The following is a 14,232-nucleotide window of genomic DNA, read 5'->3' on the forward strand; positions in this document are numbered from 1 at the left end:
CCGCGTTCTGGGCGGTCTGCGGACTCCTGGTGCTGTGGCTGGTGGTCCTGAAGGGGGCCGACACGGACCTCGTCGCGTCGCTGAAGACGGCGCTGACCGGCCACGGCGCGGTCGGGCTCGGGCCGGACGCCCGGTCGGCCGTGGTCGTGCTGCTCGCCCTCGTCGGGACGGTCGCCGTGGCGCTGCGGCCGGACGATCCGCCGGCCCGCATCGCCGGCGTGGCGGCGGGCCTCCTGCTCGCGCTGCTCGTCGGCGAGGGGACGGGCCTCGTCCAGCTCACGCTGTCGGGCGGTATCGGTCCGCCGTTCCTGAGCCCGACGCGGGACGGGGTGGTCGCCGCCGTGCTGGTCGCCTCCGCGGCCATCGCCGCCGTCCTGCTGGTCGTGGCCGTCCGGCGACGCGACGTCGTCCTCGGGGTGCTGCCGGCGGGCGTCCTGCTGCTGGTTCACCCGGTCGACGGCGCGGTCGTCGAGGCGGGCGTCCTGCTCGTCCCGGTCGTGCTCGTCGCGGCGGCCGGTGCCGCGGCCGCGGGGGTCGGTCCGGCCCCGCGGCTCGTGCCACGACCCGCCGCGCCGGCCGCGCTGGCGGTCACCGTCGTGGTCCTCCTCGTCGGCGTCGCGGGGGCGTTCGGGGTGACGAGTCAGTTCCTGGACACCCACGAGTACGGGTCGGGCGTCCAGGGCGGGTTCCTCGCGGTCGCGATCGCCTGCACCGCCGGCGTCCTGCTGACCGCGGCGCTGGCGCTCCGGACGGAGGGGACCGCGGGCGCTGCGGCGGCGCTCGCGACGATCGTCGCGCTGCACCTCCTCCATCCGCTCGTGCTCTTCCGGCCCGCGGCCCCCGACTCGTTCGTGGCGCACGCCCCGCTCGCGATCGTCCTGCCGCTGCTCGAGCTCGCGCTCGGGCTCGCGGTAGCCCGCCGGCACGCGACGGCCCCGGTGCTCGCGGCAACGGGCCTGTTCGTGGTCAGCGCCCTGCAGGCCGTGGCCTTCGGGATCGCGACCGTCGACGACGACGTCAGCGGCGAGCTGGTGGTGGCGGTGACGCTCGGGCCGGCCGTGCTGGCGATCGCCGGCGGCGCGGTCCACGCGCTGACCGGTCCGGCCCGGAACGTGCTCCGCGCGCAGGCCTTCTCCGCCGGGGCGGCCGTCGGGGCGCTGCTGTTCGCGGGGTTCGCGACGTCGGGCTTCGCGCTCGTGGCGGACGGCGACGGGGCGACGCTGAAGGGCGGCCAGGCCGTGCTGGCACTCGCCCTCGTCGTGGTCGCCGCGTTCGGCGTCGCCCTGCTGGCGGCGTCGACGGCCCGGCGCGCGTCGGTGGCCGTCGCGACCGCGGCGATCGGGGTGACGGCGACGCTGGCGATGGTGATCGCGTCCATCGCCGCGGCGGTGGCGGACCACCCCGCGAACGACGAGGTCCGCGCGATCGGGACGCCGGCGATCCAGTCCGCGCTGGGCTTCGACGACGCGGGGAGCGTGCTGGCGGGCGCCGGCGCGGCGTGGCCGGTGTTCCTCGCGGTGCTGGGCGTCGTCCTGCTGGGGACGGGCGCGTGGCTCGAGTCGCAGCGGCCGCTGCCGCCGGACGCGCCGCTCGGCTGAGCGGGTTCCGCCGAGGAGCGGTTGCGTCGCGCGTCGAGGGCAGACACGGTGCGCACCCACCCGTCGGACGCGCGGGGACGGTCCGCAGCATTCGATCGCGTTCGGTCGGGTCACGCGAAGGTCACCGGTGGCGGGGCGACCCGAGGATCGGCGGATCCGGGCCGCGGTCGCTCGGCTGCGCCCGAACGACGTCCCGGCGTGCCGCAGCGCTCAGCGGCGGACGAGCACGAAGACCAGCGCGATCGCGAAGCCGATCTGGCCGAAGCTCAGCGCCGTGCCGAGGTTCGTGGCGCCGGCGACCTCGGCGACCACCGTGGCGCCGGCGAACGCGCCGACGACGATGCCCGCGTTCTGGATCAGCGGGCGGCTCGGCGGCAGGGCGGCGGCGTCCTCGTCGCTGGTGCGCTTGCCGCGGCGGCCCTTGGCGTCCGCGTCGGTGAGCCGTCGGACGCCGCCGGCGGCCTGGCCCTCGCCCGCGGCGGCCGCGGCCTCGCGGGCGGCGTCGGCGTTCGGGGTGCGGGGTCCGGTGTCGCTCATCGGGCCGGGGCCCCGGTCGAGGGGAGCGGGATGGCGGCGGGCGAGGTCATCGGGCAGGGGCGGTGGTCGCGCGCGGCGTGCCGGCGAGGATGGTCATCGGACGGGAACGGTGGTCGCGCGCGGCGCGGTGTCCGCGGAGGCGGTGGCGGGCGTCGCGGAGGCGTCGGTGCGCGCGCCGGGAGCGCCGGGGATGCCGACGGTCGCGTCGTCGTCCAGGAGGCCGGCGGCCCGTTCGAGCTCCTGCATCAGGATCGGCACCGCCAGATCATCGCCGGTCGCGGCGAGGACGCGTCGCGCGGCGGGCCGGCCGCCCAGCTCGCGCAGGGCCCGCTCGCCGTGCTCGAGCCGGAAGTCGTCGATCGCGCTGCGGCGCCGGGCGTCGCGGCGGGCGGTCGCCACGTCGATGGTCCCGCGGTGCTCGTCGAGCGTGGCGATCAGCTCGTCGAAGCCCGACGCGGGCGCCACGGAGCTGACCGCGACGACCTTCGTGCTGCGGTCCCCGATCGAGCGCAGGGCGGCCCGGACGTCGGCCCGGGCGCGCTGCGCGATCCGGCCGAGGTCGGCCTTCGTGACGACGAGGACGTGCGGGATCTCCATGATCCCGCTCTTCAGGAACTGCAGGACGTCGCCGGATCCGGGCTGGACGATCACCACGACGGTGTCGGCGACGTCGGCGACGTCGGTCTCGGACTGCCCGACGCCGACGGTCTCGACGATCACCACGTCGAAGGCCGCCGCCAGGGCCTGCGCGGCCGCGCGGGTCGCCCAGGCCAGGCCGCCGAGCCGGTCGGCCGCGGCGGTCGAGCGGATGAAGACGCCCGGGTCCTTCGGGTCGACCGTGATCCGCGCCCGGTCGCCGAGCAGGGAGCCGCCCGTCCGCCGGCTCGACGGGTCGACGGCGAGGACGGCGACGCTGCGGTCCTGCGCGCGCAGGGACCGGACGAGCTCCGAGAGGAGCGTCGACTTGCCGGCGCCGGGCGGGCCGGTGACGCCGACCACGTGGCCCTCCGGCTCGTGGCCGAGCGCCTCCGGCGACAGCAGCCGCAGGAGCTCGGTGGTCTGCTCGCGCGCCGCCGGCGTGCGGGTCTCGACGAGGTTCAGGACGGCGGGGGCGGCGTCGAGGTCCCCCTCGCGCAGCCGCCGCGCCAACGTCGTCCCCAGGTCGTCCTGCATTCCCCGGATCGTACGGGGCGGGTCCAGCGGCGGGGTGCGGGGACGCGGGCAGTGGCGCGCGCCGGGGGACGGAGGGGGCGGGATGGCGACTGGCCGGGCGGGCTTCGGCCCGGGTTCGCTGCGCTGGGCGGGGAGAACTCGGGCCGAAGCGGCGGCGGGCGGCAGGGGGCGGCTTCGGCCCGGGTTTGCCGCGCTGGGCGGGGAGAACTCGGGCCGAAGCGGCCGTCGGGTGCCGGCCGGCCGGCCACGGGCCACTTCCCGCCCTCCGGTCATGCCGCCCACCGCCCGGCCGCCTCGATTCCGGGTCCGGCAACCGCGGAATCCCTCGCTTGCATCGGCGTCGAACCGTCCCTGTGTCATCGTCGATCGCCATGACCGACGACTTCGACGTCCTCCGCCAGCCGCTCACCCTCGGGGCGATCGAGTTGCCCCACCGCCTGGTGATGGCGCCGCTCACGCGCAACCGGGCCGACGAGGACGGCACGGCCAACGAGCTGATCGCCGAGTACTACGGCCAGCGCGCCGGGTCCGCGGCGCTGATCGTGTCCGAGGCCACCTGGGTCTCGCAGCAGGGCAAGCCCTACCCGCGCACGCCGGGGATCGCGACGGATCAGCACCGCGACGGCTGGCGCCTGACGACGGACGCGGTGCACGCCGAGGGCGGCAAGATCGTCGCGCAGCTCTGGCACGGCGGGCGCATCGGGCACCCGGACACGTCCGGCCAGGAGCTCGTGTCGGCGTCCGCGACCCCGCTGGAGAGCCTCACGATCTTCACCCCGACGGAGGCCAAGGCCGCGATCCCCGCGCCGCGGGCCCTGACGCTCGAGGAGATCACGACCGTCGTCCAGGACTTCGTCGCCGCGGCGAAGCGGGCGATCGACGCCGGCTTCGACGGCGTCGAGGTCCACGCGGCCAACGGGTACCTGCTGCAGCAGTTCCTCTCCGACAACACGAACCACCGCGACGACGCCTACGGCGGCAGCCCCGAGAACCGGGCGCGCTTCGTCGCCGAGGTCGTCCGCGCCGTCGTCGACGCGATCGGCGCCGACCGCGTCGGCATCCGCCTCTCGCCGCTCGCCCCGGCGCACGAGATGGCCGAGCAGGACGGCGGCGACACCTACCGCGCGCTCGCGAAGGAGCTCGCGCCGCTGCACCTCGCGTACGTCCACCTGCTGGCCCAGCCCGAGGACGCCCTGACCGCCGAGCTGCGCGCGGCCTACGGCGCGCCGGTGCTGCTGAACACGGGCTTCGCGAAGAACACGGAGCGCGCCGAGGCGATCTCCTTCGTCGCCGACGGCCACGCCGACGCCTCGGTCGTCGGCCGCGCGTTCATCGCCAACCCGGACCTCTACGAGCGCTGGTCCCAGGACGCCCCGCAGAACGAGACGCGGACGAACCTCTTCTACGCCAGCGGCCCCGAGGGCTACACGGACTACCCGACCCTGGCCGAGGCCGAGGCGCAGACCGCGACGGCGTAGGGGCAGGTCGCGCGCCGGCCGTCGGCCGGCGACGCGCTACCGGCGGTCCAGGGTCGAGCCGAAGCCGCCCCTGCGTCCCGACCGCCGCCCGCTCAGCCGCGCTTCGGCAGCCGCGGGAGCGTGGCCGGGGCGTCGGCGGCCGCGCGGTTCTCGTCGCGGACCGCGGCCCACAGCTCCTCGCGGTAGACCGGGACGGAGCGCGGGGCCTCGATGCCGAGCTTGACGGTGCCGCCCGCGACCTCGACGACGGAGATCACGACGTCTTCTCCGATCATCAGCTTCTCGCCCTCGCGGCGGCTGACGATGAGCATCAGGCGGCGGCCACCAGCGGCGCGCGCAGGGGGGCCTCGTCGGCGCGGTTGATGACCTGGCGGCCGGTGCCGCCGATCAGGAGGAGCGGCGCGCGGAGGTTCGCGGTGAACTCCTCGACCGCGCCGATCGCGCGGACGACGACCCAGACGTCGACCGCATCCGGGTCGGTCAGGCCGGGGACGTCGCCCTCGTCGAGGACGACGTCGAACGCCGGGAAGAACGTCTCGGGTCGCGTGACCGGGAGCGCGAGCGCCGGGTCGTCGAGCGACTGCAGCCACGCGAACGGGGCGTCGTCGCCGTCGCGCCGCAGGAGCGCCCAGCGGGTGCCGGGCAGCCCGACGAGGCCGTCGGGGAAGTCGATCGTCTCGGCGTCGGTGACGTCGAGGTCGCCGAAGCGCGTGCTGGACAGGTGGGTCGCCATTCGGGGTGCTGGTCGGATCCGGTGCGGGTGGTGCGCGTCAGCGCAGAAAGTCCATGAGCGACCCCTGGACGATGCCGGCGCCCGCCTTCAGGGCCGCCTGGTACGAGGCCTGCTGCGTGGCGTAGGCGATCATCGTAGACGCCGCGTCGGCCTCCTCGATGCCGGAGCGCTGGGCGGTCGTCGCCTCCTCGAGCTCGCCCAGCCGGTCGCTCGCGGACGACAGGCGGTTGCCGGTCGCGCCGACCTCCGCCCGCAGCGCGGAGAGGGCGTCGATCTGGACGTCGAGCGTCTTCAGGTCGGTGCTGCGCAGCGCCGTGGCGTCCGCGGCGGTGCCGCCGCGCAGGTGCGACACGATCGTGCGCAGCGCGTCGATCAGCTTGCCGTCGCCGCCGCCCTGGCCGAGCACGCGGCCGGCGAGGTCCGCGTTGACCGTGACGTCGACGCCGGAGCCGATCGTCCGCAGGACGGCGCCCGTGTCGCCCGCGTAGGCGTCCCCGCCGTCGGGGTCGTAGGGGCGGGCGGCCGACGCGCCGGAGAACACCGGGACGCCGGCGTAGGTCGCGTTCGCGGTGCCCTTGACGGTCTTCAGCAGCTGGTCGATCTCCGACGCCGCGGCGTCGCGCGCCGGCTGGCCGCCCGCGTCGTTGCCGGCGCCGATGAGGAGCACCCGCGCGCGCTGGACGGCGTCGCCGATGCCCGACAGCGCCGAGTCCGACGTGCGCTGCCAGCCGATCGCATCGGTGACGTTGCGCTGCGACTGCGCGATCTGCGAGAGGTCGGTCCGCAGCGCCATCGCGCGGGTCGTGCCGTACGGGTCGTCGGACGGCCGCCTGATCTGCCGGCCGGACGACATCTGCTCGTAGGTGTCCGACAGCCGGGCCTGGTTGGCCTGGAGGTCGCGCAGGACGGTCCGGCTCATCATGCCGCTGGTGATGCGGAAGCTCACGGTCGCGGCTCCTCGTGGTCGGGGGAGGTCATGGGGACGGCGAGGGCCGGGCCGCCGGCGGACGGTGGTGGGGGACCGGCGACGGAGGCCGGACCGCTCGCGGCCCGGCGGGCGAGCAGGCTCACAGCCCCACCCGCCCGGTGCGGTTGATCAGCTGGTCGAGCATCTCGTCCATCGTCGAGAGCACGCGGGCGGCCGCCTGGTAGCCGCGCTGGAAGCGGACGAGGTTGGCCATCTCCTCGTCGATCGCGACGCCGGCGACCGAGTCGCGGCGGTCCTGCAGCGCGCCGGCCAGCGAGGTGGCGGTCTTCTCGGCGGTGGTCGCCTGGGCGACCTCGGACCCGAGCTGGCCGACGACCGCGGTGTAGTGCTGGTCTGCCGTCCCGCCCCGCAGCGCGGCGATCGCGGTGGCGACGTCGTTGGTGCCCGTCGAGCCGGCGACGAACGCCGAGAGTGCTCCGCCCTGGACCGGGTCGACGGCGGCGGCGACGCCGATCGGGGGCCGGGGGACGCCGGAGACGATCGCGCCGGTGGGGAGCGTGAAGATCGCCGGGCCGCCGGCGGCCTGGTGGACGCCGTTGACGGCGGTGGCCAGCTCGCTCGCGACCGCCGCGATCGACTGGCGGTACGCGGCGACCGGGCCGCTGTCGGCCGCGATCGAGGCGAGCGCCGCGAGGGAGCCGGAGCCCGGGTCGCCGGCGGTGAACGCCATCGTCCACGGCTGGCGGGCCTGGGTGCCGGAGACGATCGGCGTCGGGTCGCTGCCGATCGAGACGTCGATCTGGCCGGGGACCGGGTCGCCGTTGCCGTCGAGCGTCTGCTCGACGCGGACCTGCGCGAAGGTGGAGAGCGTGTCGAGCAGGACGTCGCGGCGGTCGAGCAGGTCGTTGGGGACCTCGCCGCGGCCGGTCGCCACGCCGATCGCGTCGCCCAGCTGCGCGAGCTCCCGCGCGGCGAGGTCGATCGGCCCGCCGGCGGCGGTGCGGGACGCCAGCTCCGCCTGCGCCTGGGACTGGACGGTCGCCAGCTGGTCGTCGAACGCCCCGAACGTCGCGCCCGTCGCCTTCGCCGCGTCGAGCAGCACCTGCCGGGCGGACGTCGAGGTCGGCGCGTTGGCGAGGTCCGACCACGCGCTCCAGAAGCGGTTGAGCTGCGCCGACAGGCCGGTGTCGCCGGGCTCGGAGAACGCGAGCTCCGCCTGGCCGAGCAGGGCGGCCGTGGTCGACGCCTCGCCGAGCTTCGTGTTCTGCGCGCGGTACTGGATGTCCGCGAAGCGGTCGCGGATCCGCTCGACGCCGGTGACGTCGACGCCGGAGCCGAGCTGCGCCTGGCCGGCGGCGGTCTGGATCGAGAGCGCGGACGACGCGCTGCTCGTGACCCGCTGGCGCGAGTAGCCGGGCGTCGACTGGTTGGCGATGTTGTGACCGGTGACGTCGATCGCGCGCTGCTGGGCCAGCAGGCCGCGCAGGGCGGTCTCGACGCCGTGGAAGGACGAGATCGGCATCAGGCGCGGAGGTCCAGGCCGTGGCGGTGCAGCGCGAGGCTCGCGGGGGAGGACCCCGCGGCGGCGCGTCGCCCCGCGTCGCCGGGCGGCTCGTAGGTGGGATCGGGCGGCACGCCGTCGAGGTGCAGCAGGTGGTCCAGGAAGGACAGCTCCTGCTGCATCAGCGTGCGGTTGGTGCGGTGCTCCCGGGCGACGTCCTCCATCGCGACGAGCAGCTCGTCGCTGCGCTGCTTCGCGAGCTGCGCCTGCTCGGGGTCGACGAGGTCGCAGAGCCCGGTGACGGAGACCTCCCGCGGCTCCACGCCGAGCATCGCGGAGCCGCGCTGCAGGAGCACCGCGCGGCGCTCCTCCAGGGTGGCGCGGAACGTCGACTCGGCCTCGAGGGTGCCGGTGTGCCGGAGGACGGCGGCGACGTCGCGGGCGCGGATCGCCGCCCCGAGGTCCTCGACGGCGGCACGCAGGCGGACGACGGAGCGCAGCTGCTCGTCCAGGTGGTTGACGAGGTGGGAGACGAGCTCGCGGGCCAGCGGGGTGGCGGGGGAGGTCACGAAGAGGTCCCGGTCGGGAGGGAGGGCGTGGAGACGGAGGTGGGGGCGCTCGTCGCCGGGGCGACGGACGCGGTGCCGGAGGCGGAGACGCTCGTCGCCGGGGCGACGGACGCGGACGTGGAGTCGGTGGTGCCCGTCGACGGGAGGCCCGTGTCCGCGGAGGCCGTCGCGCTGGCGTTCGCGGTCGCGGCGGTCAGCTGGGCGGCGATGCCGACGCCGCCGGCGGCCGACAGCGCGTCGGCCATCGTGCCCGGGAGGAGGTCGCGGTACGCGGACGTGGCCGCCGAGGCCTCGCCGTCGGCCGGCGCGGCCGTGGCGGCGAGCTCCTTGGTCAGCTGCTCGAGGAGCATCCGCTCGAACTGGGTGGCGGCGCGCTGGGTGGCGGAGGCGGCCGTCGTGCCGGACGAGGCGCCGGAGCGCCCGAACGTGGCCGACGCGCCGGCGGTCGCGGTGGCGGCGCCGCTCGCACCCGCCGTGTCGCGGGCCGGGAGCGTCGCGGCGGGGGACGTCGTCGCCGCGACGGCCGCGGGCAGCGCCCCGGAGACGGCGGCGATGCTCACCGCTTGACCCCGTTGGCGATCTCCATCATCTGGTCCTGCGTCTGGATCGCACGGCTGGCCATCGAGAACGCGCGCTGCGACTCGATGAGGTCGACCATGGCGTCGGAGGTGTCGACGTTGGAGCCCTCGAGCGCGCCCTGGCGGACGGTGGTGGCGCCCGGGCCCGTCGACGCCGCGGCGTGGGCGGTGCCGCTGGCGGCGGTCGGGACGAAGAGCGAGTCGCCGACCGGGCGCAGGCCGTCGGGCCCGGGGACCGTGACGACGCGCAGGCGCCCGAGCTCGGTGCCCTCGGCGGTGCGGACGGTCCCGTCCTCTCCGATCTTCAGGTCGTCCGCGGAGGAGCCGGCGGGGACCGGGCGGACGCCGGCCACGAGGGCCCCGGACGCCGTGCAGAGCCGCCCGCGGGCGTCGACCTGGAGCGCGCCCGCGCGGGTCAGGGCGGGGGCGCCACCGGGGGTGCGGACCTCGAGGTAGCCCGGCCCGGAGAGCGCGACGTCGAGCGACCGGCCGGTCTCCTGCAGCGCGCCGGCGGCGGTGCTGCGCCCGGCGTCGGAGGCCGCTGCGCCGGACCCGACCTGCACGCCCTCCACGCCGTCCCGGACGTAGAGGAGGTCGCGGAAGGCCAGGCGCGAGTGCTGGTAGCCCGTCGTGTCGACGTTCGCCAGATCGTTGGACACGGCGTCCATGCGGGTCTGTTGGGCCGCCATGCCGGCAGCGGCTGCGTAGAGGCCTTGGAGCATCGGGACGTCCTTCGGGTCGGCCGCACGGGGAGCCCCGCGACGCCCCGGTGATCGGCGGGGCCCCGGAGGACTTGAGGTGCCGGCGGGGTGCCGGGGACGATCTCGGCGTGAGGGCGTGAGGGCGTGAGGGCGTGACGGCGTGACGACACAGCGAAGCAACGACGCGACGACACGTGGAGGTACGGCCGGTGGTCGCCGGAGTCCCTACCAGCTGCCGTTCCTGCAGCCGCCGCGCGGCGAGCCCTTCGACGTGCACGACCGGATGAAGCCCGTCGGCGTCTTCGTGGCCGCGAAGCGGTTGCCCGAGGGCGAGACCGCGAGGACCCGGTACCGGCTGCGCGTGGCGCGCTGGACGGCGACCTCGCCGCCGTCCGGGCGGCCGTCGTCGGCGAACGAGTACGCGATCGAGCCGGCGGGCCCGAGGCTCGCGGCCGTGGTGCAGCGCGCGTAGGAGCGGGTGCCGGTGGCGCACGACTCGACGGCGGCCAGGGTGTTGCGGACGCTGCTCTTCGCGATGGCGTCGTACTGCCGCGGGTCGACGCTCGTCGCCTGGTCCGTCGTCGTCGCGTCGTCCCCGCCGCCGCAGCCGCCGAGCGCCAGGAGCCCGGCGAGGGCCAGGCCCCCGAGGACGGCGGGCGGCGTCCGGCGGTGGCGGGCGGCGGGGGCTGGAGTCGGGACCACGGGACGGTGGGGGACGACGCGGGACGGGAGGACGTCGTGCATGGGGGTTGTACGCCATCGGTGGGGGACCGGACGCGGTGGGTCGGCCCGGCGCGCTCCGGCTCGGGTTCGCCCCGGTAGGCGGGGACAACTCGGGCCGTCGGCCGGCGGCCTGCGCCCGGCGCGCTCCGGCTCGAGTTCGCCCCGGTAGGCGGGGACAACTCGGGCCGCCGACCGGCGGCCTGCCCGTGGCGCGCTCCGGCCCGCGTCCGCCCCGCAGGACCGGGTCCCCGCCGCCGTCAGCTGCCGGTCGCCGAGCCGACCTGCGAGGCCGCCCGGCCGAGCGTCTCGTCGATCGTCGTGATCGACTTCTGGCCGGCCTCGAAGGCGCGCAGCGAGGCGATCATGTCGACCATCGCGCGGGTCGGGTCGACGCCGGAGCCCTCCAGCGCGCCCTGCTTGATCGCGCCGGCGCCGGCCGGGCCGGCGGGGGTCCCGTCGAACAGTCCCTCGCCGCGCTTGACCGGGTTCGTCAGCATCGTGACCGCCAGGTCGGCGACGGGGACGGTCCCGTCGGCGCCCACCCGGACGGGCGCGCCGCCGCGGCCCAGGACCTCGTGGCCGGCCGCGTCGGTCAGCAGCCCGGCGGCCGACGCCGAGAACTGCCCGCTGCGGCTGTAGCGGGTGCCCTCGGGGGTCCGGACGGCGAAGAAGCCGTCGCCCGCGATCGCGAAGTCGAGCGGTTCGCCGGTCTCGCGGGCCGCGGCTGGACGGATGTCCGTCACGGTCTGGGCCGCGTACGGCCCGAGGCCGACGCGCCCGACGACCGCGCCGGTCCGGGTGTTCGCCAGGAGGATGTCGCCGAACGAGGCCTGCACGGTGCGATCCCGCTTGTAGCCGGGTGTCGCGGCGTTGGCGAGGTCGCTGGAGAGCTGGTCCTGGCGCACCTGCTCGGCCCGCATCCCGGCGGCGGCGACGTAGAGCGCACGGTCCATGGACGGGGTGATCGGCCGTTCGGCGGAGGACTTGAGCGCCCCGTCGGGGAGCGAATCGGCGTTGTGAATATCCACACCTGTCAAGAATTCACCGAGAGTGCCGATCAGGGGAGCACCGCAGCTGTGGTGCCGTCCTCCTGATCCCCAGTCGACGAGCGTCCGCCGCGGAAGGCCCCATGAGCGATTCCCCGAACTCCATCGACCGCGCAACGCGGATCACCCCGGCGACGCCCCTCGACCAGCGGCGGCCCGAACGCCCGCCCGTGGAGGAGACGGGCGCGCGCGCCGTGGAAGACGCCGCGTCCTTCGACGGCATCCCGGCCACGATCCCCGACGAGGTGCTCGCCGAGATCGGCGGCGCGCTGGACCGCCTCGAGGAGCTGCGCGCCGACGGCACGAGCGTCCGCTTCGACGCGGGCTCCGGGAGCGGCGCGGGCATCGAGCTCCACGGCGCCGACGGCACGATCCGCGAGATCGGCGCGTCCGAGCTCTTCGACGTCGTGTCGGGCGAGCGCGCCGCGACCACCGCGCCGGCCGACGTGCCGCCCGCCGTGACCCCGCGGGTGGACCGCGAAGCCTGACGTGGCGACCATCAACCTCACGGGGCTCGCGACCGGGCTCGACACGTCCGCGCTGATCGACCAGCTGATGGCGATCGAGCGCCAGCCGCGTACGCGGCTGGCGACGCAGCAGGCCGACCAGCAGGCGAGCAAGAGCGCGCTGCAGGCCGTCTCCGACGCGCTGAAGAAGCTCCAGACCGCCGGCCAGGCGCTGTCGGACCCGACGATCTTCGGCAACAAGCAGGCCGTCTCCATCGGCAACGCGGGGACCGCCACCGCGACGATGCTCTCCGGCGCCCCGACGGGCGGCTACACGCTGCAGGTCGAGCGGCTCGCCCGGTCGTCGCAGGCGAGCTACGCCTACACGGTGCCGACCGCCGACGGCACGGTCGCGGTCGCGGGCGCGGGCTTCAACGACGCGATCGCCGTGACCGCGGGCACGTCGGCGTCCGACCTCGTGGCGCGCATCAACGGCGACCCGTCCCTGCACGTCGTCGCCTCGGTGACGACCGTCGACGGGGCGGAGCGGATCTCGTTCGCGAGCCGCGCCACCGGCGCCGCGTCCGGCTTCACGGCGTCCGCGTCCGGCGTGCTCGCCGACGAGGTCACCAAGGCCGGCCAGGACGCCCTCGTCCGGATCGACGGCGAGGAGCACACGTCCGCCACGAACGTCGTCGACGACGCCATCCCCGGCGTCCGGCTCGCGCTGCGCGGCGTCGACACCGTCGGCACCACCGTCACGGTCACCGCGCCGGGCGCCGACACCGCCGCGGTCGGCAAGATCGCCAAGGACTTCGTCGACGCCTACAACTCGGCGCTCGACCTGCTGCGCACGACGACGGCCGTCACCGCGACGTCGTCGGGCCAGCTCGGCGGCGACCAGGGGCTCGTGAGCCTCCAGGCCCAGCTCCGCAGCGCGCTGGTGTCGATGTCCGGCGGCGCCGCGTCGCTGCCGCTGGAGGCGCTCGGCATCTCGACGGGCAAGGCCTCGGGCACCGCGACGTACTCCGCCGACGCCGTCCAGGGCAAGCTGACCTTCGACGCCGACGCGCTGACGGCCGCCCTGACCACGGACCCCGCCGCGGTGCGGTCCGTCCTGACGCAATCGGGCGGCGTGATCAAGAGCCTCGTGACGACGCTCGCGTCCTACACGGGCGCGGACGGCACGCTGACGAGCCGGATCTCGCTCACCGGCCAGGACATCACCGACATCGGCAAGCGGATGGACGACTTCGACGTCCGCCTGACGGCCCGGGAGACCGCGCTGAAGGCCCAGTTCGCGTCGCTGGAGGCCACGATCTCGAAGTGGCACGACCAGAGCTCCTGGCTGACCGGCCAGATCGCCGCCCTTCAGTCGAGCTGACCTTCAGACCCGGGCGCTCCGACCGATCTCCCGTACGTGTCCGCCTACGCCGCTCCCCACGCCGCCCGCGATGCCTACCGCGACAACGCCGTCCTGACCGCCACGCCGGCCGGGCTCGTCGTGATGCTCTACGACGGCATCGGCCGCTTCCTCCGCCAGGCCGCCGCCGCGATGGAGGACGGCGACCGGCCCACCGCGTCCGCCCGGATGCAGCGCGCCGAGGCGATCATCTCCGAGCTGCAGGTGACGATCGACCACGAGCGCGGCGGCGAGATCTCCGGCCGGCTGGCCGAGATCTACGGCTTCTGGCGCCGGCACCTCGACGCTGCCCGGCTCGAGCAGGACCCGGTGAAGCTCCGCCAGGTCATCGCGCAGGCCGCCGAGCTGCGCGGCGCGTTCGCCGCGATCTCCGGATGAGCGCGCCGACGGCGCCGGGCACGGCCGCCGCGACCGGCCAGGACCTCGACCGTCCGGCCGACCCCGCCGCCCCGTACGAGCGGCTCGCCGACCTCGGCGAGCACGCCGTCGTCGCCGCGGGCACCGACGACCGCGAGCGGCTGGCGGGCCTGCTGGACGACTGGTCCGCGCTCGCCGCCGCGCTGCCGGACCGGCCGGCCGCCGAGGCCGCCGCCGCGCTCGACCGCGCCGCCGCGGCGCACGCGCAGCTCGGCGCTCTGCTGGACGCCGCCCGGGCGGACACCGGCGACGCCCTGGCCCGCACGGCCGCCGGCCACCGCACCGCCCTTCGGCAAGGAGCTGTACCTCGGGGACTTCCGCTTCGATCTGATCCACCCGCTGCCGGCGGACGACGCCGAGAAGGCCGCTCGCGGCAAGGTC

At 76.0% G+C, this 14,232-nt stretch carries 16 protein-coding genes and 1 pseudogene; 6 read left to right on the plus strand and 11 right to left on the minus strand.

Going from position 1 to position 14,232, the window contains the following annotated elements; translation table 11 throughout:
- Positions 1-1,598 (plus strand): hypothetical protein (locus AB0L40_RS21295; protein ID WP_364359323.1); only part of this gene is annotated, 1,598 nt, incomplete at its 5' end.
- Between the two features lie 210 nt (positions 1,599-1,808).
- Here AB0L40_RS21295 and AB0L40_RS21300 read toward each other — a convergent pair.
- Positions 1,809-2,135: a hypothetical protein gene (locus AB0L40_RS21300; protein ID WP_364359326.1), complete on the minus strand. Its 327-nt coding sequence runs from the start codon at positions 2,133-2,135 to the stop codon at positions 1,809-1,811.
- 93 nt (positions 2,136-2,228) lie between these two features.
- The gene (locus AB0L40_RS21305; protein WP_364359329.1) at positions 2,229-3,308 is read right to left on the minus strand and encodes a GTP-binding protein; all 1,080 of its coding nucleotides are present in this window, start codon (positions 3,306-3,308) and stop codon (positions 2,229-2,231) included.
- A 371-nt stretch (positions 3,309-3,679) separates the two neighbouring features.
- On the opposite strand from AB0L40_RS21305, the gene AB0L40_RS21310 reads away from it, so the two are divergent.
- A complete protein-coding gene (locus AB0L40_RS21310) occupies positions 3,680-4,786 on the plus strand; it encodes an alkene reductase (protein WP_364359332.1) in 1,107 nt (368 codons plus the stop codon).
- 92 nt (positions 4,787-4,878) lie between these two features.
- Here the strand turns inward: AB0L40_RS21310 and csrA are convergent, their stop codons facing one another.
- The 9 genes from csrA to AB0L40_RS21355 form a co-directional block, all read right to left on the minus strand.
- Positions 4,879-5,097 (minus strand): carbon storage regulator CsrA, encoded by a 219-nt coding sequence (gene csrA, locus AB0L40_RS21315; protein WP_364359335.1) that lies wholly within the window; start codon positions 5,095-5,097, stop codon positions 4,879-4,881.
- The gene (locus AB0L40_RS21320) at positions 5,097-5,519 is read right to left on the minus strand and encodes a flagellar assembly protein FliW (RefSeq protein WP_364359338.1); all 423 of its coding nucleotides are present in this window, start codon (positions 5,517-5,519) and stop codon (positions 5,097-5,099) included. The genes csrA and AB0L40_RS21320 overlap by 1 nt, the downstream gene beginning before the upstream one ends.
- Positions 5,520-5,556: 37 nt before the next feature.
- A complete protein-coding gene (flgL, locus tag AB0L40_RS21325; protein ID WP_364359340.1) occupies positions 5,557-6,465 on the minus strand; it encodes a flagellar hook-associated protein FlgL in 909 nt (302 codons plus the stop codon).
- 121 nt (positions 6,466-6,586) lie between these two features.
- Entirely contained in the window at positions 6,587-7,969 is a 1,383-nt protein-coding gene (gene flgK, locus AB0L40_RS21330) for a flagellar hook-associated protein FlgK (protein ID WP_364359343.1), read from the minus strand.
- On the minus strand, positions 7,969-8,517 hold the full coding sequence (locus AB0L40_RS21335) for a hypothetical protein (protein WP_364359346.1): 549 nt from the start codon (positions 8,515-8,517) through the stop codon (positions 7,969-7,971). The genes flgK and AB0L40_RS21335 overlap by 1 nt, the downstream gene beginning before the upstream one ends.
- Positions 8,514-9,077: a rod-binding protein gene (locus AB0L40_RS21340; protein WP_364359348.1), complete on the minus strand. Its 564-nt coding sequence runs from the start codon at positions 9,075-9,077 to the stop codon at positions 8,514-8,516. The genes AB0L40_RS21335 and AB0L40_RS21340 overlap by 4 nt, the downstream gene beginning before the upstream one ends.
- Positions 9,074-9,817, minus strand: coding sequence for a flagellar hook-basal body protein (locus AB0L40_RS21345; protein ID WP_364359351.1), 744 nt, complete (start codon positions 9,815-9,817; stop codon positions 9,074-9,076). The genes AB0L40_RS21340 and AB0L40_RS21345 overlap by 4 nt, the downstream gene beginning before the upstream one ends.
- Before the next feature lie 204 nt (positions 9,818-10,021).
- The gene (locus AB0L40_RS21350) at positions 10,022-10,540 is read right to left on the minus strand and encodes a hypothetical protein (RefSeq protein ID WP_364359354.1); all 519 of its coding nucleotides are present in this window, start codon (positions 10,538-10,540) and stop codon (positions 10,022-10,024) included.
- 236 nt (positions 10,541-10,776) lie between these two features.
- Positions 10,777-11,472 carry a flagellar hook-basal body protein gene (locus AB0L40_RS21355; RefSeq protein WP_364359357.1) on the minus strand — a complete coding sequence of 232 codons (696 nt, stop codon included), beginning with the start codon at positions 11,470-11,472 and terminating at the stop codon, positions 10,777-10,779.
- A 176-nt stretch (positions 11,473-11,648) separates the two neighbouring features.
- Between AB0L40_RS21355 and AB0L40_RS21360 the strand changes: the two genes are divergently transcribed.
- The 4 genes and pseudogenes from AB0L40_RS21360 to AB0L40_RS21375 form a co-directional block, all read left to right on the plus strand.
- Positions 11,649-12,053 (plus strand): hypothetical protein, encoded by a 405-nt coding sequence (locus AB0L40_RS21360; RefSeq protein ID WP_364359360.1) that lies wholly within the window; start codon positions 11,649-11,651, stop codon positions 12,051-12,053.
- Between the two features lies 1 nt (position 12,054).
- Positions 12,055-13,395, plus strand: a complete 1,341-nt coding sequence (fliD, locus tag AB0L40_RS21365; RefSeq protein WP_364359363.1) for a flagellar filament capping protein FliD — start codon at positions 12,055-12,057, stop codon at positions 13,393-13,395.
- 36 nt (positions 13,396-13,431) lie between these two features.
- A complete protein-coding gene (gene fliS, locus AB0L40_RS21370; protein ID WP_364359366.1) occupies positions 13,432-13,812 on the plus strand; it encodes a flagellar export chaperone FliS in 381 nt (126 codons plus the stop codon).
- A pseudogene (locus AB0L40_RS21375) lies at positions 13,809-14,232 on the plus strand (hypothetical protein); the annotation flags it as partial. The gene fliS and the pseudogene AB0L40_RS21375, both read left to right, overlap by 4 nt.

Source organism: Patulibacter sp. NPDC049589, from assembly GCF_040675535.1.
Classification (GTDB): Bacteria; Actinomycetota; Thermoleophilia; order Solirubrobacterales; family Solirubrobacteraceae; genus Patulibacter.